Origin of the sequence: Tahibacter sp. (genome assembly GCF_032229445.1) — a bacterium.
Classification (GTDB): Bacteria; Pseudomonadota; Gammaproteobacteria; order Xanthomonadales; family Rhodanobacteraceae; genus Tahibacter.
Genome location: NZ_JAVTWC010000039.1, coordinates 1 through 21803, shown reverse-complemented (window position 1 = coordinate 21803; position 21803 = coordinate 1). Strand labels below are relative to the sequence as shown.

At 65.6% G+C, this 21803-nt stretch carries 13 protein-coding genes and 1 pseudogene; 8 read left to right on the top strand and 6 right to left on the bottom strand.

Features of this window, described 5'->3' with window-relative positions; genetic code table 11:
• Positions 1-53: 53 nt before the first annotated feature.
• The 5 genes from RUU78_RS08400 to RUU78_RS08380 form a co-directional block, all read right to left on the bottom strand.
• A complete protein-coding gene (locus RUU78_RS08400) occupies positions 54-704 on the bottom strand; it encodes a hypothetical protein (protein ID WP_313915546.1) in 651 nt (216 codons plus the stop codon).
• A 327-nt stretch (positions 705-1031) separates the two neighbouring features.
• Positions 1032-2807 (bottom strand): hypothetical protein, encoded by a 1776-nt coding sequence (locus RUU78_RS08395; RefSeq protein WP_313915544.1) that lies wholly within the window; start codon positions 2805-2807, stop codon positions 1032-1034.
• A 2-nt stretch (positions 2808-2809) separates the two neighbouring features.
• A complete protein-coding gene (locus tag RUU78_RS08390) occupies positions 2810-3127 on the bottom strand; it encodes a hypothetical protein (protein ID WP_313915542.1) in 318 nt (105 codons plus the stop codon).
• Positions 3128-3378: 251 nt separating this feature from the next.
• Positions 3379-4635: a hypothetical protein gene (locus tag RUU78_RS08385; protein WP_313915540.1), complete on the bottom strand. Its 1257-nt coding sequence runs from the start codon at positions 4633-4635 to the stop codon at positions 3379-3381.
• 491 nt (positions 4636-5126) lie between these two features.
• The gene (locus RUU78_RS08380) at positions 5127-5744 is read right to left on the bottom strand and encodes an ECF-type sigma factor (RefSeq protein ID WP_313915538.1); all 618 of its coding nucleotides are present in this window, start codon (positions 5742-5744) and stop codon (positions 5127-5129) included.
• Positions 5745-6309: 565 nt separating this feature from the next.
• Here RUU78_RS08380 and RUU78_RS08375 point away from each other — a divergent pair.
• Positions 6310-8613, top strand: a complete 2304-nt coding sequence (locus RUU78_RS08375) for a right-handed parallel beta-helix repeat-containing protein (RefSeq protein ID WP_313915536.1) — start codon at positions 6310-6312, stop codon at positions 8611-8613.
• Positions 8614-8864: 251 nt separating this feature from the next.
• Here RUU78_RS08375 and RUU78_RS08370 read toward each other — a convergent pair whose 3' ends face one another.
• Positions 8865-10376: an FG-GAP-like repeat-containing protein gene (locus RUU78_RS08370; protein WP_313915534.1), complete on the bottom strand. Its 1512-nt coding sequence runs from the start codon at positions 10374-10376 to the stop codon at positions 8865-8867.
• Between the two features lie 169 nt (positions 10377-10545).
• On the opposite strand from RUU78_RS08370, the gene RUU78_RS08365 reads away from it, so the two are divergent.
• The 7 genes and pseudogenes from RUU78_RS08365 to RUU78_RS08335 form a co-directional block, all read left to right on the top strand.
• On the top strand, positions 10546-12033 hold the full coding sequence (locus RUU78_RS08365) for an FG-GAP repeat protein (RefSeq protein ID WP_313915532.1): 1488 nt from the start codon (positions 10546-10548) through the stop codon (positions 12031-12033).
• A 272-nt stretch (positions 12034-12305) separates the two neighbouring features.
• Positions 12306-15962, top strand: coding sequence for a DUF4132 domain-containing protein (locus tag RUU78_RS08360; protein WP_313915530.1), 3657 nt, complete (start codon positions 12306-12308; stop codon positions 15960-15962).
• A gap of 343 nt (positions 15963-16305) precedes the next feature.
• Positions 16306-17025: a helix-turn-helix domain-containing protein gene (locus RUU78_RS08355; RefSeq protein ID WP_313915528.1), complete on the top strand. Its 720-nt coding sequence runs from the start codon at positions 16306-16308 to the stop codon at positions 17023-17025.
• A gap of 131 nt (positions 17026-17156) precedes the next feature.
• Entirely contained in the window at positions 17157-19478 is a 2322-nt protein-coding gene (locus RUU78_RS08350; RefSeq protein ID WP_313915526.1) for a nitric-oxide reductase large subunit, read from the top strand.
• 28 nt (positions 19479-19506) lie between these two features.
• Complete coding sequence (locus tag RUU78_RS08345; protein ID WP_313915524.1) at positions 19507-19911, top strand: SirB2 family protein; 405 nt, start codon at positions 19507-19509, stop codon at positions 19909-19911.
• Between the two features lie 69 nt (positions 19912-19980).
• The gene (locus tag RUU78_RS08340) at positions 19981-21213 is read left to right on the top strand and encodes an NnrS family protein (RefSeq protein ID WP_313915522.1); all 1233 of its coding nucleotides are present in this window, start codon (positions 19981-19983) and stop codon (positions 21211-21213) included.
• Positions 21214-21454: 241 nt separating this feature from the next.
• Positions 21455-21803: pseudogene (locus RUU78_RS08335) on the top strand (hypothetical protein); the annotation flags it as partial.

Sequence of the window (21803 nt, the reverse complement as noted above, 5' to 3'; positions counted from 1 at the left end):
GCCAGCTCGGCCCTGTACAGTCTCCGGTGGAAACCCGCAATCGGAGGCGCTCCTCAAGCGATCTTCGCGAGAACATCGGCGCCCTTCATGCGCCGGACTTCGATGACATGACGAGCGATGTCCGGGACCGAATGCTCGACGACGATCTCGACCACTTCCTTGATCGGCGCGCCATTGGGTCGAACGGGATAGTCGGCGATCGACTGGAACACGCCAGCTCCTCGGCGATGGGGCATAGGCCAGGTGTTTCCGGAATTCATCGGGCAAAGGCGCACCCGCTGCGCATGCTGGCGGACCAGAGTTTCCGATTCGACGGTCAGGACATCATGTTCCTTGTGCCGATAGTCGCGAGCATTCAACAGCGTCAGGAGGCGGTGCTCCTGTGCCCAGAAGAACACCTTCGAGTTGATCAGCGCATACCATTCAGCGGGCGATGTGCCATCGCTGAGCGCACGCTCAAGGCGTTCCGGCGGCATCGGCTTTTGATCGCGGAGGACAATGCGATCTGCCCCGCCCTGCGATACAGCCATCATCGTCGTGCGCTGCCGCGTCTCATACGCCGCACGCGCGGCACCGGTTACCGCGAACAGGTCAAGCGTCGCCGAGGTGGAAAGCAGGCCGCGCCGGCGGATGCTATCCCACGTACCTTGCTCGGCCATGTGGTAGATGCGCGGGTACCGGGTGATGAGTTGCTCAATGTTCATCGGTCTATTTCCTGATTCGTTGCACGCGGCGCGAGCTCAGATGGGTGTCCCGAATTCCTCCCGAATTCCTACAAGTGAGATCAGAGCGCTGCCCAATTCCGACGTCGAATCCTGGCCAACCTGTTGAGTGCCCGCATCTTCCGATCCAAATAGCGTTGTGCTGCCTCCAGTAGTTCACGCAGCTCCGAAATCTTCACTGTCATGGACTACCCCAACGACGACGCAGGCTCACCTTCTGCGTTCCAGAAAACACGCGGAAAGTGAACCTGCCGCCCTGCCCGGTCAGGGCGCGAGCGCGCCTGACCGGTGCCGCACTACCACGAAGCCTCAGCGACGCACCGGTGCGACAAACAGCGTCGATGGATCGCTGGTGATTTTCTGCAACGAAAGACCGGTGCTACCGGCGGTCGCGGGAGTGGACTGGTTGCCGCTGTTGCCGCCGGCGCCTCCGGAAGCGCCACCGCCACCGCCCCAGCCGGTGTTCGGGCTTGTGTTGGTGCCAATGCCGGCGGCACCGCCGGCGACGTTGATCGTGCCAGCGGTGATCGACGGCGCGAGCAGGTTGACGACGCCGCCGCCACCGCCGCCGGACGCGGCGCTGCCGGTCGCGATGTTCAGTGCATCGGCACCCTTGCCGCCGTTGGCGCGGATCGTGCCGCTGTTGGCGATCGACGTTTTCGACGCCAGGATGATGACGCCGCCGCCACCGCCGCCACCGCCGCTGCTGGCCGACGCAATGACGGGCGTACCCAGCGCACCGTCGGCGACGATCGAGCCAGTGGCCGCAATCGTGATCGAGCCCGACGCGACGATGACGACAGTGCCGCCGCCGCCCGCCGGTGTCGAGGTGTTGTTGGCCCGGTACGGCCCTACGGCGCCGCCGACGGGGCCGGGCAGGACGACAAGACGAGCGAACAACGGATTCGTCGCCGTTCCGCCGAGCGCCAGGCTGTTGTTGCCGAGTCCGGCTTCCGAGTTGGCGATGCCGATGCCGGCCAACGCATTCTTCGCGACCGCGATCTGGCCATTGATGACGACATTGCCCGTTGCCCGGATGACGAGACCGCTGGGCACGGTCAGCGTGCCGTTGACGGTGAGGTTGGTGAACTGCAGCGTGCTCGCGGGCGGCGAGCTGGTCCAGTCGACCGTGGCAAAGGTGCCGGCGCCGTCGGAACCGTCGCCGTAGAGATTCGCCATGCCGGCCGCGCCCTGCGGTCCTTGGGGTCCTTGGGGTCCCTGCGCTCCCTGTGCGCCTTGCGCTCCCTGCGGCCCCGTCGCGCCGGCCGCGCCGGTATTGCCGGTCGCTCCCGCGGATCCCTGGGGCCCGGTCGCACCCTGCGGCCCCGCCACACCTTGCGGACCTTGCGGACCTTGCGCCCCGGTCGCGCCGACAGGTCCCTGCGGTCCGGTCGGCCCGGCCGCACCCTGCGCACCCGCTGCCCCCGTGCCACCGGTCGCTCCCGCGGGTCCGGTTGCGCCCTGTGGCCCTGCAACGCCTTGCGCGCCCTGCGGGCCGGTGACGCCGATGGGTCCCTGCGGTCCTGTCGAACCCTGCGCACCGGCTGCACCGGTGACACCTTGCGCGCCTTGCGGGCCGGTCACGCCGATCGGCCCCTGCGTTCCGGTCGGACCGATAGCGCCCTGCGCACCCGTTGCGCCCGTGACGCCCTGCGCACCGGCGGGGCCGGTTGCGCCGGTAGGCCCGGGATTCAGCGAGTACTGTGCGACCGGCGTCGCCGCTATCGGCTGGCGGCCGGCGAGGATTTCCTGGTTCGCGATCGTGGTGCCGACCTTGATCTCGAGCCAATACTGCGTGCCGTTGAACACCGCACCGAAATCGAGGTCGGTCGTGAACAGGCCGTCGACGACCGCGATCGACTGCTGGATCGGCGTACTACCGACGACCTGCAGGCCGCCGGTTGCGGCGTCGTAGAGCGTGAATGTGAAGACGTAAGTGCCGTTGGCGAGGCCGCCGCTCGCGTTGAGCCGGCCCTGGTAGGTGAACGCGGACGACTGCGGCGCCAACGGCGCGGCGAGAACATCGTGCGATGCACAGCAGAACAGCGCCGCGGCGAGCAGCGCGGACAGATGACGTTTCTTCATGGTCAGCACGCCTCCAGGCCGCTGAAGAACAGCTGGTCGGGATGTTCGACGGCGACTGCAGGCCAGAAACCTGCATTCACCGAAAACGTCGCTGCGCTCGAATAGCCCGGTGCGGACTGGCCGACGCTGCCGTTCAACCGGTAGCAGGCATTGCGCAGTGAACCGCCGCCAGCGCTGATGCGATGAATGTCGATGCTGTAGGTCGGAGTGCCGGCAAGGCCGTCCGACGATGACGAAACGATCAGCGCCATTGCGAGCGCGACGAGCGCAAATGCGCCGGGGCGCGATCGGGACCGATCGCGCGTAGTCTGGATATTCATCGAATGCCCCCTGTGGATGCGACGACGGAGACTACACGGGGGCTATCAACTTAGACACCCGCATCCGGGTTCTTCGATACCACGTAGGTAATCCGTCGCACGCGTAAGGCGATGCATCGGGTGCGGGCCTTCTGGCCCGCACTCGCCACCACCGTGTACCGAAAGCGAAACGCAGCGGCGGCAGCTATCACCGCGGGTATTGCACGACCGACCGTCGAGGCAAGTGTCGGCGTCAGAACCGTGCTGCTGCGTCAGCGGTCCGCTTCCCACCCGTCCGCGAAGATGCGGTCGTCGGGCCAGGTGTCGTAGACATGGACGACGCCACGGTCCTCCACTTCATCAGGCGGCGTGCCTTCGTACTGTGCACCCACCGCGATCCAGCGCCGGCCGAAATCCAGCGCGGCGCCGAAGCTGTCGCCCGGTGAGCCGTCGGTGGGCGTGAAGTGATCCTGCTCAGTCCACCCGCCGGCGGAATCGTTGAAGCGGTAGACCGCTCCGTTGCGGTCGGGCGCGGGGATATTGCCCGAACCCGGGTGGCGCGCGATCAGCGCACGGCCGTCACGCAGGCGTACGCGGTAGCCGAAATGATCGCCGTCGTCGCTTCCGGTGCTGACGCCGACGCCGTCGGACGCGATCAGGCGCGCCTGCTGCGTCCAGGTCGTGCCCGTGCGCGTGAACACATAGGCGGCGCCGCGATTGGGCGACGTGCCGACATCGGCCAGGCGCGCGCCGATCAGCGCGGTGTCGCCGTCGAGGTCGACCGAGAAGCCGAAGATATCCGCCGCGGCGCCGTCGCCCGCGACCAGCCGCGCCTGCTGCGACCAGATCCCCGCCGAGTCGCGCGTGTATACGTAGGCGGCGCCCTGGTCGTCGTTGCTACCGATCGTGCGGAAATGGGCGCCGACCAGCATGGTGTCGCCGTCGATCGCAATGGCGTTGCCGAACTGGGTATGCGACACCGGATCACCCGGGGTCAGCCGCGCCTGCAACTGCCACTGGTCCTGCGGCGTGCGCGTGAATACATAGGCTGCGCCGGTGCGTGCGTTTTCCGTCGGCGCGCCAGCGACCACGGTATCGCCGTCCAGCGCCACGCTGTTGCCGAACAGGTGACAACCCCAGGGCGGGTCGATGCAGGAGGGGATGGGATCCGACGGCCCCAGCCGGGCCTTCTGCTGCCAGATTCCGGTGATGGCGTCGCGGTCGAAGACATACAGTGCGCCGATGATCTGGGCACCGATGCTGTGCACTTCGCGCGACGCACCGGCGACCAGCCGATTGCCCTGCAGCGCGACGGTGCCGAACCAGGCCTCGGCGACGGGGACATCCGGCGAGACGGCGGCAGCGTGTTGCCAGCTACCGCCCTGGTATTCGAATACGTGGACGGTGCCCGCACGGGCCAGGCCACCGACGGTGACGAACGGCGCGCCGACCGCCAGCCGCGCACCCGAGAGCGCGAGGGAATTGCCGAACAGCGAACCGGATTCCTGCTGCGGCGCCGTCAGCAGCACGGGCGCATCCGATAGGCCGCCGGCCACCGCCCCCGTCATCGCACCGAAACAAAAAAACAAAGATATCCCTACACCTCTGAAGTCCATGCACATGTTCATTCCTCGCTACCGATGGCGACAACGCCACACTACTGTTGTCGCATCGCACGAGTTCTCTCACGCGGATCGAACAGGAGCCGCTACTTCACGGAAGCACAAGCCGCAGCGCCGCGGCAATTGGCTGGGCACCGGGCCCACCGGTTCGATCCGCAACAACTGCGCGCCCGGCCGCACGAAAGCGACAGCCACTACCGCCACAGGCACCCGCATGCGCAACGCACAGCGATCCTCAAACGGGCGGCGCATGGCATTCCAGCGCCTCTCCATGTTCTGCCGGAATCGTCCCGGCGCTTCCGGGTGTCCTGAATTCCCTTCCTGAATTCCCTTGAATTTCCGGGTGCCCTGAATTTCCGCCCGAATTCGTTCCTGATTTTCCGGCGCCCGCGAGCGGGTCAGCGCAGACTGAGCTCGGCATGCAGAAACGCGCGCGCGAAGTTCCAGTCCCGGGTGATGGTGCGCCGGTTCAAGCCGAGGTGTTCCGCGGTCTGTTCGGCGGAAAGACCGGCGAAATAGCGCAATTCGACAACCTTCGCGGCACGCACGTCGCAGATGGCGAGTTTGTCGAGCGCATCGTTCAAAGCCACTACGTCCAAGGCGAGCTCGTACGCGGCCGACTCGTGGTGTTCCGGCACGGTCACGCGGATCCAGTCACCGCCGGACTTCTGCGCCAAGCGGTGCCGGGCGCGATCGACCAGGATGTTGCGCATCGCACCGGCGGCATAGGCGAAAAAATTCCGCGGCCCGCCCAGCGCCAGCATTTCCTGGCGCGACATCCGCTCGTACAGCTCGTGGACGAGTTCCGTGGCACCGAGCGTGACGCCCTGATCGCGCGAGATCTGCCGGCTTGCGATCGACTTCAGCCGGTCATAGACCTGCTGGAAGACCGCGTCCTCGCTCGGAGGTACCGCCGGATGTTCGACCGACGCAGCGCCGGGCGGAAAATTCAACGCTGTCGACATAAGGGTCAGCGTGGCATGGCGCGCGATGCAGACGCAACCCGGACCGGCCATTGCAGTCGCTATCGCAACGTTTTTGTAACATCCGATATTACTACTTATGTATACGCCAGCCGTTGTGGCCCCGACTGCAGCGGACGTGGAGTGAACACGGCATTCCGGCCTCTAGACGCCGGCGCCCCAGGGATGCCCGCCTGGTTTCGTGACCGCCCGAGGCTGCTCGTCCGCAAGCAGGACGCCGCCTTGCTGCGCTGACCGTGCCGACCTCACGCCGCATGTCCCGGATTTCCGTGAAACCGCGTCCCCGGGATCAGCGCAGATCGACCACGGCGAATTTCGATGCGGCACACGGCAATGTTGCTCCCGCTCCACACATCGACGCCGGCCATTGTCGCGGCGACGACCAGAAGCCGAGCCACGGCACGCGAGACGTCCACTCCGCGGCGCCGGGCAATAGCGTCGCGGGAACCAGGTCTAACGACGCGGATTCGGGGGCCGCCGCCGCGGAACGCTCTACGCGAGCGCACGCACCGCGTGCGCTTCTCACGCGGACGACCGAACGAAAGCGTGTCGGCCTCTCCACCCACAGTTCTTCCGATAGCCTCCAAAGGAATGTTTCATGTCTCAGAGAAATACAGCTTCGCTCAATCGCAGCGCCACAGACCGGCGAGTACGCCTGCTCGCCTGCACACTGCTGGCTGCACTTTGCAACCCGGCGAGTGCGATCGATCCGGTCCCGACACCGGAACCCAATGACTGCATCGAAGACGTGACTGCCACGCTGTCGGCCTCGCCGCCGGAAGTACAGCTCGGCAACTCGTCCACGGTCTCCTGGCAAGTGAACTATCCGTCGTATTGCCCCGTCAGCGTGCGATTCGGGACCAGCCTTATCGACGAGCGACTGGTGACCCGCACCGGATCGCAGGTCGTGACGCCGACCAACATTCCGGGAAAGAGCTGGTACCTGCGCGCTTCGTACCAAGGCCAAGAGAGAACGCTGGCGTGGGTCACGGTGCGTGCAACGGGGCTGCCGCTACCGAGCGAATCAACCGTCCACATCAGCGGCAGTTCGGCGTTGTGGCGTGATCTGCTCAAGCGCGCATTGGAGGCCGGTGGCAAGACCGTCATCCTTGCCCCGGACGTGGATATGGACATGACCGGAATGACCGTACAGATCGCCGCGAATACCACGCTCACCAGCAATCCCACGCCGGGCCTGCCAAATCCCGTACGCAATGCCAGCCATCTCGGACCGCGGCTATGGACGCGCGACCGCCCCAAGCCGCTGCTGCTCGTACGCTGCTACGAGCCCGCGCTCGCCGACGCGAACGTGCGCCTGGAGGGATTCCGGCTACAGGGTCCGCATTGGAATTCGGAATCGGGCGACGACAACCTCGAGCGCGGCATCATGGTCCAGTCGTGCCGGAATGTGGAAATAAGCAATATGGAAATTTCCGGCTGGAGCGGGCAAGGCGTCTACGTCGCCAACGCGCTGGGCACCATCACCAGCACCGATCACGTCAGGGTGCACGACAACTTCTTCCACCACAACCAGCACGTCGGCGGCAACGGCTACGGCGTGGTGTCCAAGGACGGCGCACACGTTCTGATCGAACGCAACCTGTTCGACCACAACCGCCATGCCATTGCCGCCGGTGGTGGATACGACCCGGGTAGCTGGTATACCGCACGCCACAATCTGGTGCTCAAGGGGGGCGGCTACCATGACTCCTACCCCGTCTACGGCACCTGGTGGACCCACCAGTTCGACGTGCACGGCACCACCGACTGTGGTCCCCTGTTCTTCAATGCGGGCCTGAGCTGCGGCGAAGCGGGCGTCTACTACGAGTACACTGACAACGCATTCCAGTACACCCGCGGCAACGCAATCAAGATCCGCGGCAACCCGCTGGTCAGTCCACGTGCACTGCGCAATGTGTTCGCGCACGACGATCAGGGTGACGCCATCGCGCAGAACGGGTGGAACTATCAGAGCGCGATCACCACGCCATTGATAAAGCAGGACAATCGCTTCGGCGTGAATACGTTTGCCCAGTACGGGGTCTGCGATTTCGACGGCAACGGCGTTGACGATCTTTTCCTCGCGACCGGTGCGAACTGGTGGTGGTCCAGCGGCGGAAAAATGCAATGGACCTACCTCAAGGCCGCGACCGAGCGTCTCGACAGGGTCGGCCTCGGCGACTTCGACGGCGACGGCAAGTGCGACGTGGTGACCGGAAATCCAGTGCAGATCTCGCGCGGCGGCCGTGGCGACTGGGAAGTCATCCCCGAGGCCGCGGGCATGGACTTTGCGAGCCTGCGCTTCGGCGATTTCAACGGCGATGGCCGCAGCGACTTCTTTCGCCGCGACGCCGCGGGCAGCTGGTTCATCCTGTCGCCCGGCGTGTATCCGTGGACCGAGATCAATAATTCCGTCGTTCCGTTGAGCGGCCTGCGCTTCGGCCATTTCAACGGCGATCGCATCGTCGACGTGATTGCGGTCAGCGGCGGCAAGTGGTCGGTTTCCTACGGCGGACGGACCGGCTGGCAGCAGCTCAATCGCGTTCGCGGCGAATCGCTCGACGGCATTTTGATCGGCGATGTCAACGGCAACGGTCGGGACGACATGGTGCGCTATCGCTGGATGCGCAATCAGTCGCCGATTCCCGGCGGCGTGCCCGGAGGCGACATGGGCATCTGGGAAGTGACCTATGACGGCAACGGCACCAACTGGATTCGGCTGAATACCTATACGGCACCGACGAACGCGTTCGCGCCTACCAGCATGCCCGGATTCATCGGCCGCTTCGGCGGCACGCAACAGGCGGCCAAGCTGCTGACGATCCCGGATTCGGATCGCTTCGGACATGCGCTCGATCCGTTGACCGGCCAGTTCCAGGTGCACAGCCTCTACGCCTACTGATATCTGGCGTCATTCCACCAGCGAAGGACCGGCGCAGGGATGCGCCGGTTCTTTCTTTCATGGAACGTAGAAGGTCAGGACACCGATGATCCGGACCCGTCTGTAGGGCGGCGACCCGGGTCTTGTGCATCTGGCTTCGAAGACCTGCTGCATGAATCGAGGGCTCGAGCGCAAGGGGAGTTCAAGGTGAAAGCGGGACCGCGGCTGTTTCACCGAGTCGGTAGCGGTCTGGTCACGCACACGCCTCGCGATCACTGAAGTCCGTTGCGGAAAATGAAGTCGCTGCCGTACAGCACCTCGACGGCGCCCCGATCGGCGAAACCCTCGATGTCGTAGTACGGCACGCCGATCGCGAGATCGCGACGGCCGTCGTCGTTGAAATCGCCACCGGCCATCGCCGCACCGAAGAGATCGACCGTGACCGGCGGTCCGATCGCAAGACCCGCACTGCGCGTGAAGCGCTGCGCCCGGGACGGCTCGAGTCCGGATGAGGAACCCGGAATCACGTTGACCGAGCCCGCCTTGATCAAGCCACCCACGGTGTCGAAACTCGCGCCGATCGCGAGGCTGCCACGTCCCGGGAAGATATTGAACGGGTCGTCGTTGAAGCGTCCGGCCGCGAGCGAGACGCCGAAGCGCTCATCACCGACGACGTTTCCGGGCAGCGAGGCCGGCGTGATGCGCTGGTCGCCATCGGTCTGCAGCCCCGTCGCCGCCGAGCCGTACAGCACATGCACCGCATCGTCGCCCGTCGCGATCGCGAGGTCGGACGAAGATCCCGAGTCGAACGCACCGGATGCCAGGGTGCGACCGAATCCCATGTTGTCGGCGCAGGTCCCTTGCACACCGAGCACGCCCGGCCGGAACTGACGCGTGCCGGTGTTCACGATGCCGCTGGCGCTGCCGAGCATCATGACCACGGCGCCCGACGAATCCGTGCCGTTCGGACACCGTGCACGGGGCGCGCCGATGGCGAGGTCAGCGTAGCCGTCCTCGTTGAAATCGCCACTCGCGAGCGTGGCGCCGTAGAGTTCGACGATCGTCGGCGGCACCGTGAGCCCGTCGCTGTTGCGCGTGATGAGCTGGTCGCGCGCCCCTGTGATGCCGGCCGATGAACCGTAGGCAATCAGTACCGCGCCGGCGTCCTGGACGCTGCCCACGTCCTCGCCGTCCGCACCCACCGCGAGATCGGCGTAGCCATCGTTGTCGAAGTCGCCGACGGCCAGCGACGAGCCCAGCGCATCACCGCTCTCGGCGACGCCCAAGTAGCCGTTCGAGCCCTGCTCGATCGTGGTCTGTATCACCCAGTTGCCGCCGGTGTAGCGCAGCACGAGCACGCGCCCGGCGTTGCCGGCGGTGCCGTCGAACTCCTCGTCGCCGATGACCAGTTCGTCGTCGCTGTCGTTGTCGAAGTCGCCGGCGGCGAGCACGGGCCTGAACAGCTGGGACGAAAGGGGAACTACCGTCTCGGTGAACCGGCTGGCGGGCAACACGCCGCCCACGCTCCATTCCCTGCCCAGGAACACGCGTACCTCGCTGGCTGCCTGCGCAGCGACCGCCAGATCGCGGACTCCGTCGTCGTTGAAGTCCCCGGCCGCCATCGCCGTGCCGAAATTCACCGACGTCGCCGGCGCCGGGTTGATCAGGACGGTGTCGTCGACCGGGCCCAGTCGATACACCGATGCGGTAGCCAGCGTCGGGACCGCGCCAGACAACGCCAGGAACAGGCTCCAGCACAGGTTCGTCGTGGTAATCCGTTTCATCGAAGCATCCCCAGTCAAAGACAATCGTCGTTCACGGCAGATCGCGGCTACGGGGGCCAGGAAGCCTCATCTCAGTCCTGGTCGTGCGATTCGAACACGGCCCGCAACTGGCCCCTCTGGTCGCGTTCCCGCGTTCCGTCGGGCAATGGGTTCATCGAGAGAAATCGTCATGTCGCGTCTTGCCGCTTGCCTGGTCGTATCGCTGCTGCCCTTCAGTACCGCGCGCGCCGACTACGCGCTGGGGCCGATCGGCAACACGACCCTGAACAACACGATCTCCGGCACCACCCAATACGGCTACGGAACGACCAGCGGCGATGTCGACGGCGACGGCGTCGACGACCTGATCGTCGCCCCGAACGGCGGCACCGCGTTGCGCATCCTGCGCGGCGTCGACTGGGACGTCGGCACGACCGGCAGTCCTATCAAGTTCTTCGCCAGCACGTTCCAGCCCGGCGTCGGTTTTCGCGCCAACACCCTCACCACCGGGGACTTCGACGGCGACGGCCGCGACGAGATCGCGTTCGGCAATCCGTCGTACAGCGCGTCGTTCCCGTCCGGCGGTCGTGCCTATGTCGCGCGCCGCGACAACGCCGGCGCGTGGGATGTGGTCACCACGATCCAGCAGGGCAACAACGGCTATCCCGGTGTGCACGAGGCCGGCGACGGCTTCGGCAATGCACTCGCCGCCGGCGATTTCGACAACGACGGCTACGACGATCTCGCGATCGGCGCACTCGGCGAAGCGGTCGGCACGGTCGACGAGGCCGGTGCCGTGATGATCGAGTACGGCACCGCCGCCGGTATCACGTCGGCGCGCGGCACACTCGTCACACGCAACAGCGACGGCCTCACCTTCGATCCGCTCGAAGGCGACCGCTTCGGCCATGCGCTCGCCAGTGGCGACTTCGACGCCGACGGCTACGACGATCTCGCGATAGGCACGACGGGCGCGCGCTGTACCGACGGTACGACCAAGAGCGGCGCGGTCATCATCATGTACGGCAGCGCCGGCGGCATCGTGACAACCCGCTCACGCATCTTCCGGCCCGGTGTCGGCGGGATGCTCGGCAGCTGCACGGGTGGAACGCTGTTCGGCATAGAACTTCGGGCCGCGCCGTTCGACGGCGGTCTGACCTCGGACCTGGCAATCGGCACGTTGGCCAATGCGGTGCACGTCGTCTACGCGGGCGACTCCGGCGGCCTCGCGACCGCCGGCAATCAGCGCTTCACGCCGGCGGACGTCCCCGGTACATCCGCGAATTCGCGCTTCGGCTCGAAGCTCGGATCGGGTCGCCTGCGCCGCAGCACGACCGGCCTCGTCTTCGGCCGCACCAGCCTGGTCATCGGCGCACCCGACGACACGGTGGACGGACTCAGCGGAGCCGGCTCAGTGGCGATCCTGCACGCGGCCGGCAGCGGGCTGACCTCGAACGGCGCCGAGCGCTGGATACGCAGCGCCAGACGCGACATAGGCGCGCCCGCGATCGACGACGGCTACGGCGGTTCGCTGACGACCGGCGACTACAACGACGACGGCGCCACGGACCTGGCGATCGGCGTGCCGTACTTCGACGACGGCGCCGCCGCCGACGACGGCGCGGTCGAGGTGCTGTACGGCAGCGAGTTGATTTTCCGCGATGGTTTTCAACCGTAGCGACGCTGAGCAGAACGAAAGGTTGAACCTGACTCCACTCGTTCGTTCGCCATCCGCGCCCAGTTGAAATATCCGGCGTGACTTGGCTGTGACGACTTCCGCGCGATTACCCACGCGCGGAACCGCCGTGTCGTCGACATCCCCCGCTCATCGCCCCGTCGACCCAGTCAACCTGACTCCGCTTGTTGCACTTTCGCGTGGGCAACCTGATCGCGCTGTTCCTGTTCGAATTACCATCGCGCGATCAGCCCGCAGGGGGCATAGGGGGATCCATGACGACAGCACTGCAGGAACGGCCCGGCAACGAGCCGGCGATGACGTCCGCCGAATGGCCGGCCGCACTCACCGCCTTGCTCGCTCCGGCCGCCGGTGCCGATGGGCAACTGACCGAGGCTGTCTCGCTGGCGGATATCGCGCGGTTTATCGCCGATGGCGAGCCGGTTGGCTTGCCGGCCACGCTGGGCCATCACGCCGCACTGTCGAAGCTGCTGCTCGACAACAGTGCCAACACCTGGCCACGCCACCTGGAAGCGGCCTATGCGCAGGTCGGGGCCGTCGACCCGGCGCTGATGGTTCGCTGGGGCGAGATCGTCGCCGCCACGCTGGAAAACCCGCATTACTGGCGGGGCGCGCTGCAGGTGCCGCCGCGCGCGCGCTGGGCCGAAGCGCTGCTGCACCAGATGATCGGCTGGGCGCGTCTCTGGCCCGAGCGGCCGCTGTACCCGCACGTGACCTCGGCCATGTTCGAAAACGCGCTCGCCGCCGATGGCCTGCCGCCGTCCACGCTGGTGGTCGCCGCGTTCGCGACGCCGCTGGAGCATCACCGCCAGACCGAAGGCTGCGCCCGCTCGGTCGGTGCGCTGTGCGATTTCGGCGCAGCCTTGCTGCGCTATGCGGATCTCGTCCTGCCGCACCTCGCACCGGCCGATGCGGCCCAGCGCGTGCATGTGCTCACGCTGCTGGCTCCCTTGACCGCCGAAACCCTGAAGCCCTTTGCCGCGCCGCTGGCCGAACTGGCGTGCGCATCGAGCAAGCAGGTGAGCAGCCTGGCACAAAGCCTGGCCTGGCGGGTCATCGACGATGCCCTGCCCGTTCTGCGCGCGATTGCGCGCAGCGCGAAGCCTGACCAGCGCCTGCAGTCGCTGCGCTTCCTCGACGATATCGCGCGCCGGCGCAACGATGCGGGATTGCGCGACTATGCGCGTGATACCGCGCGCGCCGACAAGGCCGCATCCATACAACAGCTGCTGGCGGAATGGGATGTGCGGGAAGCCGCAGCGCAAGGCCCCGTCAACGCCTATACCGTTCCCGTCATCACGTGGACCGTACCGGGCAGTGCGGGGCTCGACGCGCTGTTGGACGATTTCTGGCGTGAAGTCGACGACGCCGTCGAAACGGCCAATGCGCGTGTCGTGAACGAGAACCATCGCGCGCCGGTGATCACGGCGCAGACGCGCCAGCAGCTGCGCGATTATCTCGCGGCGGCGGAGCCAGCCCCGACCACGTATTTCACGCTGCACCACAGTGCCGAGAAAGCCGCCTCCACCGCGCTGGAACGGCTTGCGGGCCGTGATGGCGCATCGCTGGTGCTGCTGCTCAAGCTGTGTCACTTCCTGGGGCTGCTGGTCAATCCGTCGGGCTGGCTGAGGTACCAGGCGACGGGGGCGGTCGAGACGTTGCGCCGCAAGACCGGCCAGCCGGCCATGCTGGAATACGCGCTCGCGCTGACTGCCATGGGCCTGCCCACGGACAAGCTGCTGTATGCGTTCGGCGGCGTGCGCGAGCGCATTCGACCCGGCGACCGCAGTGCCGAGGATCTGTGGCCGTTCTTCGCGCACTATCTGAACGCGGTGTCGCACGAGCTGAAGTGGAAAGTGCAGAACCACCCGACCACGGATCACAGCGCGCGCTTCCGCGCGCTGGGGCTGTTGCCGCAGGTGCCGCCGGAGCTGGCCGCGTGGCTGCTCGAGGTGGCGCTGACCGGCCCGAAGATGCAGCGCGGCCCCGCGCGCGATGCGCTGGCCCGGCTGCCGCAGCGTGACGGCCATATCATCGCGGCGCTGTCCGACGGCAAGGCGGATGTACGCGCCGCGGCCGCGGCGTGGATACGCGACCTGGGACTGGAAGCCGCGGTGCCCGCGCTGGAAAAAGCCGCGAAGGCGGAAAAGCAGGACGCGGCCAAGGGGGCGTTGCTGGAAACACTGATCGCCCTGGGCCGCAGCACCGCGCCGTTCGTCGATCGCAAGGCCCTGGCCAAGGAAGCGGAGAAGGCCTGGACCAAGGGCACCGGCAAGGATCTCGAGTGGTTCGACTGGGATGCGTTGCCGCAGATCACCTGGGCGGATACGGCGCAGGCAGTCGACCCGGTGCTCATTCGCGGCATGGTCGTCCAGGCGGTCAAGCAGAAGACGCCGGAACCGCATGCCCTGCTGCGGCAATATTGCGCGATGTTCGAGCCGCGTAGCCGCGAGGTACTTGGCCAGCACCTGCTCGAGGCCTGGATCGGCGAGGACACCCGGCCGATCAGCGGGGAACTCGCCCGGCGTTCCGCGCAGAAAAGCGCACGGGATACGCACCAGTTCATGGCGCAGTACCCGCAGTACAACGCCAACAATCCGCGAAAAAACTATACTGTTGAACAGTTATACTACGCGCTGCTGCCAAAGTACCTCAAGCAGCCCGAGGGAACCGCGATTGCCAGCAAGGGCATCCTCGCGCTGGCCGCAGCCTGCGCGGGCGAGCGTGCCGTGCCGGTCGTCGCGCGCTATCTGAAGGACCACTACGGCACGCGCGCCGCGCACTGCAAGGCACTGGTCGCGATGCTCGCGTGGATCCCGCATCCGACGGCCGTGCAGATGTTGCTCGCGGTCGGCAATCGTTTCCGCACCAAGGGCATCCAGGAAGAGGCGGCACACCAGGTCGAGGCACTGGCCGAGCGCAGGGGCTGGACGGTGGCCGAACTGGCCGACCGCACGATTCCGGCGGCGGGCTTCGACGAAACCGGCACGTTGACCCTGAGCTACGGCGATCGCGCCTTTGTCGCGCGACTGCTGCCGGACTTCACGATCCAGCTACAGGACGAGAACGGCAAGAAGCTCGCCGCCCTGCCCGACCCGCGCAAGGACGACGACGAAGTCCTCGCCAAGGAATCGAAGAAGAGCTGGTCGGACGCGAAAAAGACGCTCAAGACAACGCTGGCGCAGCAGACCGACCGCTTCCACGAAGCGCTTTGCACGCAGCGCGAATGGCCGTTCGAGGACTGGAACCGCTATCTGCTGCAGCATCCGATCGCGCGCCATCTGGTGGAGTCCCTGGTATGGGCCGTGGTCGACGGCGGCGAGGTCCGGGCAACCTTCCGCCCACTCGGAGACGGCTCACTCACGGATGTCGACGACAATCCGATAACCGTCGCCGATACCGCAAAGGTGCGCATTGCGCACGAATTCACTGTGCAGGCGGAACTGGCCGCGCTCTGGCAGCGGCATCTGAGCGACTACAAGGTCATGCCGCTGTTCCCGCTGTTCGGCCGCGGCGTCTACCGCCTGCCGGCCGAGCGGCAACACGCCCCGGAACTGAAGGATTTCGAGGGCTATGTATTGCCCAACTTCACCCTGCGCAGCCGCGCGCAGAAACTGGGCTATGCGCGGGCGAGCAACGGCGAAAGCTGGTTCAGCGAGTACTGCAGGACGTTCCGTGCGCTCGGCATCACCGCGGTGATCGAATTCACGGGCAGCACCTTCCCGGAAGAAAACAAGCCGGTCGCGCTGCTCAGCCTGAAGTTCGTGCGGGTCGAAGCGGACCACCAGGAAAGCCTCACGTTGGGCGAGGTTCCCGGTCTGCTGCTGTCGGAGTGCTACCAGGATCTGCGTCAGCTCGCCGCCGAGAGCAAAGGCTTCGATCCGGAATGGGCGGAGAAATGCCGGGTGTGAAGCATCCTGCTGTGCACGATCGCAGGCACGCCGGTCGACGCGCAGCTCCTGCTTGGCCATCGCCGGCGTGCAGCCACCCGGCGTCAGCCTGCTCGGCCTGGTCTTGATGCAGAGCAGATCCCGCTCCGCCTGTGAGCGCTGCCGCAATGGCATTCCGCCACCGGCGACGGAGACAGGAGAGCCCCCGTATCGTCTTTCGTGAGTATCATCGACGTATGCTTCAACACCCACGTTCATGGCGCCGCCATCCACGCGCCGCCCCACTTTCCCTATCCGACACGGACGGGTCCCGCGACACGAGGACCACCCCGCTGTGAAGACCGGAGGCCCCGCCCGCAAACGCATGCCCCCTGCCGACGACGAGGACGCCGTGAAATTCTGCAGTACCTGCGCGTTCTCCAGTGCGTGCCTTTCGCAAGGGTTCGACAAGTCGCAGCTCAGCGAGCTGCACGTGCTGGTGATGCATGTTGGCCCATTCGCGCCGGGCGAACACATCTTTCGTGAAGGCGATCCGTTCAATGCGATAGCGGCGGTCCGTGCCGGCACCGTCAAGACCTATGTCGTCGACAGCCACGGGCGCGAACAGGTGCAGGGTTTTTTCTTGCCCGGCGAAGTGATCGGCCTGAATGCGATTCACGCCGCGCGCTATCCGGCCAACGCGATCGCGCTCGACACGGTGACGCTGTGCCGCTTCTCGTTCCCGCAGATGTCGCTGCTTGCCACACGACTGCCGGGATTGCAGCAACACCTGTTTCGGCTGCTGAGTCACGACATCGGCAAGGCCTCCTTGCTGGCCGGCGATTTCACGGCCGACGAACGCATGGCGGCTTTTCTCATCGCGTTGTCGCGACGCTACGCCGCCCGGGGGTATTCGGGCAGCCACTTCAACCTGACCATGGCCCGCACGGACATCGCCAACTACCTGCGCCTCGCCTCGGAGACAGTCAGTCGTGTTCTGCGTCGGTTCCAGGACGAAGGACTGCTATGCATCGAGCGCCGCGAGGTTCAGCTGCTCGACCGGATGCGGCTGGAACAGATGGCCCGCGTGGTGCTGCGCGACTGAATACGCGGCCGTGCTTCGTCCCCTACCGATCGTCCCGCCCGCCCGCTTGCCGATGCAACGCCGCTTGACCTAGGTCAGAGCCAAACCAGCCCCGTCGCCGCAGAGTCAGTGCGAATTGTCCGGAGGCTTTCATGAGCAATACTCGCAAGCTTTGGCTGGTGCTGGCCACGTTGCTCGTGGTTTCGTTCTCGGTGCTTCTCTGGGCCGGCGGCGAGATCTTCAGGGCCGCCCCGCCCATGCCTGAAAAAGTCGTCACCACCGGCGGCGATGTCCTGTATTCACGCAGCGACATCGAGACCGGCCGCCAGGTCTGGCAGTCGATAGGCGGCATGCAGCTGGGCTCCATCTGGGGTCACGGCGGCTACGTCGCACCGGACTGGAGTGCCGACTGGCTGCATCGCGAGGCCATGGCGATGCTCGACGGATGGGCTCGCCGCGAAGGTGCTGCCACCTACGACTCACTGGGTGCGGAACAACAGGCGAGCCTGCGTGGCCGCCTGCGCAGCGCGATGCGTACCAATACCTACGACCGGCAGACGGGGACGATCACGGTGTCGGTCGAGCGCGCCGAGGCGATGTCGAATGTCGCCGCCCACTATGTCAGCCTCTTCGGCAACGATCCGGCCACCGCTTCGCTGCGCGAGGCGTATGCCATGCGCAACGACACCGTCGATACGCTCGAGCACCGGCGCGCACTGACGGGATTCTTCTGGTGGACGGCGTGGGCCGCGGGCACGGAGCGCCTGCCGGATGAAGGGCTGTCGCTTGCCGTGGAACGCACCGGCACCGCGTCCAGGCGCGTCACCTATACCAACAACTGGCCGGCCGAACCGCTGATCGAGAACACTCCGCCGCCAGCGCTGTGGGTGTGGTCGGCATTCAGCGTGCTTTTCCTGCTCGCCGGCATCGCCGCGCTGGGCTGGCATCACGCGGTGAGCCATGGGCGGGGCGAAAAACCGCATGCACTTCCGACATCGGATCCGTTTGCCGACGTGCGCATCACGCCGTCGATGCGTGCGTCCGCCAAATATTTCTGGCTCGTACTCGCGCTGTTCCTCGTGCAAATCCTGCTGGGCGCGGTGACGGCGCACTATCAGGTCGAAGGCCAGGACGCCTACGGTTTCGCTTTGTCGCAGTATTTGCCGTACTCGCTCTCGCGCACATGGCATACCCAGCTGGCGGTGCTGTGGATTGCCGTCGCGTGGCTGGGAACCGGCCTCTACATTGCACCGGCACTGTCAGGCCATGAACCGCGGTTTCAACGCATCGGTGTCAATTTCCTGTTCATCAGTCTGCTGATCATCGTGGTCGGTTCGTTCACCGGGCAATGGTTCGCCGTGATGCAGAAGCTGGGGCTCGAGCACAACTTCTGGTTCGGTCATCAGGGTTGGGAATATGCCGACATGGGGCGTTTCTGGCAGTGGTACCTGTTCATTGGCCTGGGACTTTGGCTGTCGCTGGTGGGCCGCGCACTGTGGCCGGTGTTGCGTGGTCCGCAAACCGACACCCAGTCGATCATTGGCCTGATGTTCCTTTCGACGGTCGCCATCGGCCTGTTCTTTGGCGCGGCGCTCATGTGGGGCGAGCACACGCATATCTCCGAGGTCGAGTACTGGCGCTGGTGGCTGGTGCACCTGTGGGTCGAAGGTTTCTTCGAGGTGTTCGCCACCGCGGTGATGGCGCTGATCTTCACCCGGCTGGGCCTCGTGCCCGCATCCACGGCGACGGTCGCCGTTCTGTTCGCCACCATCATTTTCATGGCCGGCGGCGTGCTCGGCACTTTGCACCATCTCTACTTCGTCGGCACACCCATCGCCGTGGTGGCGCTGGGCGCGAGCTTCAGTGCCCTGGAAGTCGTGCCGCTGGCCTATATCGGATTCGAGGCCTATCACACCTGGAAACTCGGGCAATCCACGCCGTGGATGGAACGCTACCGCTGGCCCATCCTGTTCTTCATCGCGGTGTCGTTCTGGAACTTGATCGGTGCCGGCCTGTTCGGCTTCCTGATCAATCCACCTCTGTCGCTTTACTACATGCAGGGCCTCAACCTCACGCCGTTGCACGGTCATACCGCATTGTTCGGCGTCTACGGCATGCTCGGCATTGCGCTGGCGCTGTTCTGCCTGCGCGGCCTGCGTGGACAGATGCACTGGAATACGCGAGCGCTGAAACTCGCGTTCTGGGCGCTCAACATCGGTCTGGCGCTGATGGCATTGCTCACCCTGCTGCCTATCGGCACGATGCAGTTGCTGGCGGCAATCGAGCACGGCTACGCCTATTCGCGGTCGGCCGAGTTCATGCAACGACCGATCATCGATCTGCTGGTGTGGATGCGCGTACCGGGCGATACCGTATTCAGCATAGGCGCCGTCGCGCTCGCCTGGTTCGTGCTCAGGCTCTGGGTGGCGCCGCGGCGCGAAACCTTGCCGCCGGCCGACAGCGAGCACGAATAATGCAGCCAGCGGTCGGCAGGCTCCCGTCATGATCGAGTTCTATCCGCAGATAAAGTCGGTCCATGTCCTTGCAGTGATGGCCAGCGGCGGGCTCTTCCTGCTGCGCGGCGTGCTGGCGCAGAGCGGTCATGGTGCATGGGCGCGCTACGCGCCCGTGCGCTACCTGAGCTATGCCATCGATACCGTGCTGCTGACGGCAGCACTGATGCTCGTCACCTTGCTGCCGTCGGCAGTGTTCGGCAACGGCTGGCTCGCCGCCAAACTGGGACTGCTCGTGGTCTACATCGCTCTGGGTATGGTGGCGTTGCGCGAGGCATCGCCTCCCCGGCGCCGCTCGCTGTGCTTCGTCGCGGCGCTGGCGGCGTATGGATTGATGGTCTCGATTGCGCGTGCGCACCATCCACTCGGGGTCTTCCTGTACTGGGTTTCCTGACTGCTGCAATGCAGGTGGCGCCTGACCTGGGTCAAGGCATGAGCAGCGCATCCAGGCGACCCTGAGAACATGGACATCCTGCGCAATTCATCGACCTATCTACCCTCCGTCGGTCAGCTGGCGGCGGCACCGCATCGACTGTTGTTTCTGGTCGGCGCCCTGAATGTGCTGGCGGCCATGGCATGGTGGGCGGTGTGGCTGGTCGACGCGCGTTGGAACGTCTTCGGATTTGCGCCTCCGCCTGTTCATCCGGGCTGGGCGCATGCATTCGTGATGCAGTACCAGGTATTGCCGCCTTTCATTTTTGGTTTCCTGCTGACCGTATTTCCGCGCTGGATGTCGCTGACGGAACTCACCCGCTGGCACTATCTGCCGGTCGGTGCCGGTCTGCTCAGTGGTCAGCTGGCATTTCTCACCGGCCTCGCAGGTTTCCCGGTGCTGATCCATACCGGCGTGATCGCCACGCTGGCCGGCTGGCTGGCGGCGTTGGCCATACTGATGCACCTGCTATGGCAGGACCGGGGCCGAACCTGGCATGCCGTCTCCTGCGTGCTGGCACTGACGCTGGGCCTGGCCGGTCTGGGACTGTTCGTGTTCTACCTGCACAGCGGTGATGCACGCCTGCTGTTCGCTTCGATCAAGATCGGCAGCTTTGGCCTGCTGCTGCCGATCTACGTCACTGTCGCGCACCGCATGTTTCCCTTCTTCGCGGGCAACCTGTGCGTGGGATACGTGGTCTGGCGACCGCTGTGGTTTCTGGGCGCGTTCTGGGCACTGGCCCTGGCGCATCTGGCGCTGGAACTGCGGCATGCGTATGCGTGGCTGTGGCTCGCCGATGTTCCCTTGCTGGCGCTGTGCAGCCTGTGGCTGTGGCGCACATGGCCACGCGGCAATATTCCTCCACTTTTGCGCGTATTGTTCCTGGGCTACGCGTGGCTGCCGCTGGCGCTGGCGCTCTACGCGTTGCAAAGCATCCGATACCTGCTGGACGGCCACTTCATCCTGGGCCGCGGACCCGCGCATGCGCTGTTCATCGGCTTCTTCGGCAGCCTGCTCGTCGCCATGGTGACCCGCGTCACGCAAGGGCATTCAGGACGACCTCTCGAGCTGGGGCGTGTGGCCGCGTTCGCTTTCGTCCTCATCCAGGTGGTTGCTGCGGTGCGCGTCGCCGCCGAAGTCCTACCCGATGCGCCCTTATGGCAGGCACTCGCGGCCGCCGGTTGGGTGATCGCGTTCCTGCCATGGGTGTTACGCTCCGCCTGGATCTACCTGACACCGCGCTCCGACGGGCGGGCCGGTTGAGCACGCCAATCCAGCAACCCCGCCAGCGACCTGCGCGACCGGCGTGGGCCGTTCTATCCATGCGCACTGCCGATCGGTTCGAATTCGACAATACGGCGCAGCGACCTGTGCTCCGCGCCGACCTCGGCCCAAATTTTTCTTCCGCAGCAACTGCGCACCGCTTGAGCTGGATCAAGGCAGATTTCCGCACCTGTGCCGAAGCTGTACCAAACGTCATCTGTTGCAGATAGAGGAAAATGTCATGAATGCGATCTTTCCCGTCTTCACGCTCCTGCTGTGCGGAATGTTCACGCTGGCCGGATGTTCCCGCGGAACCTCTGCTGAGCCGCCCACGCCGGGCAACGCATCCGCTGTGGCGGGTGCCGCTGCGGATACCGGCGGGTCCCGCAAAGGTGATTTCGGCCCACCGCAAGGAGAGCCGATCAAAGCCGTCCTGACTTCCCCGCCCAACGTACCGCCGCCGACGGGCCGCTCCGCGCCGGCCAAGGTCATCGTGGAACTGGAAGTCATCGAAAAGGAACTGCCGATCGCCGAGGGAACCACGTATACATTCTGGACATTCGGCGGCACCGTTCCCGGCAGTTTCATCC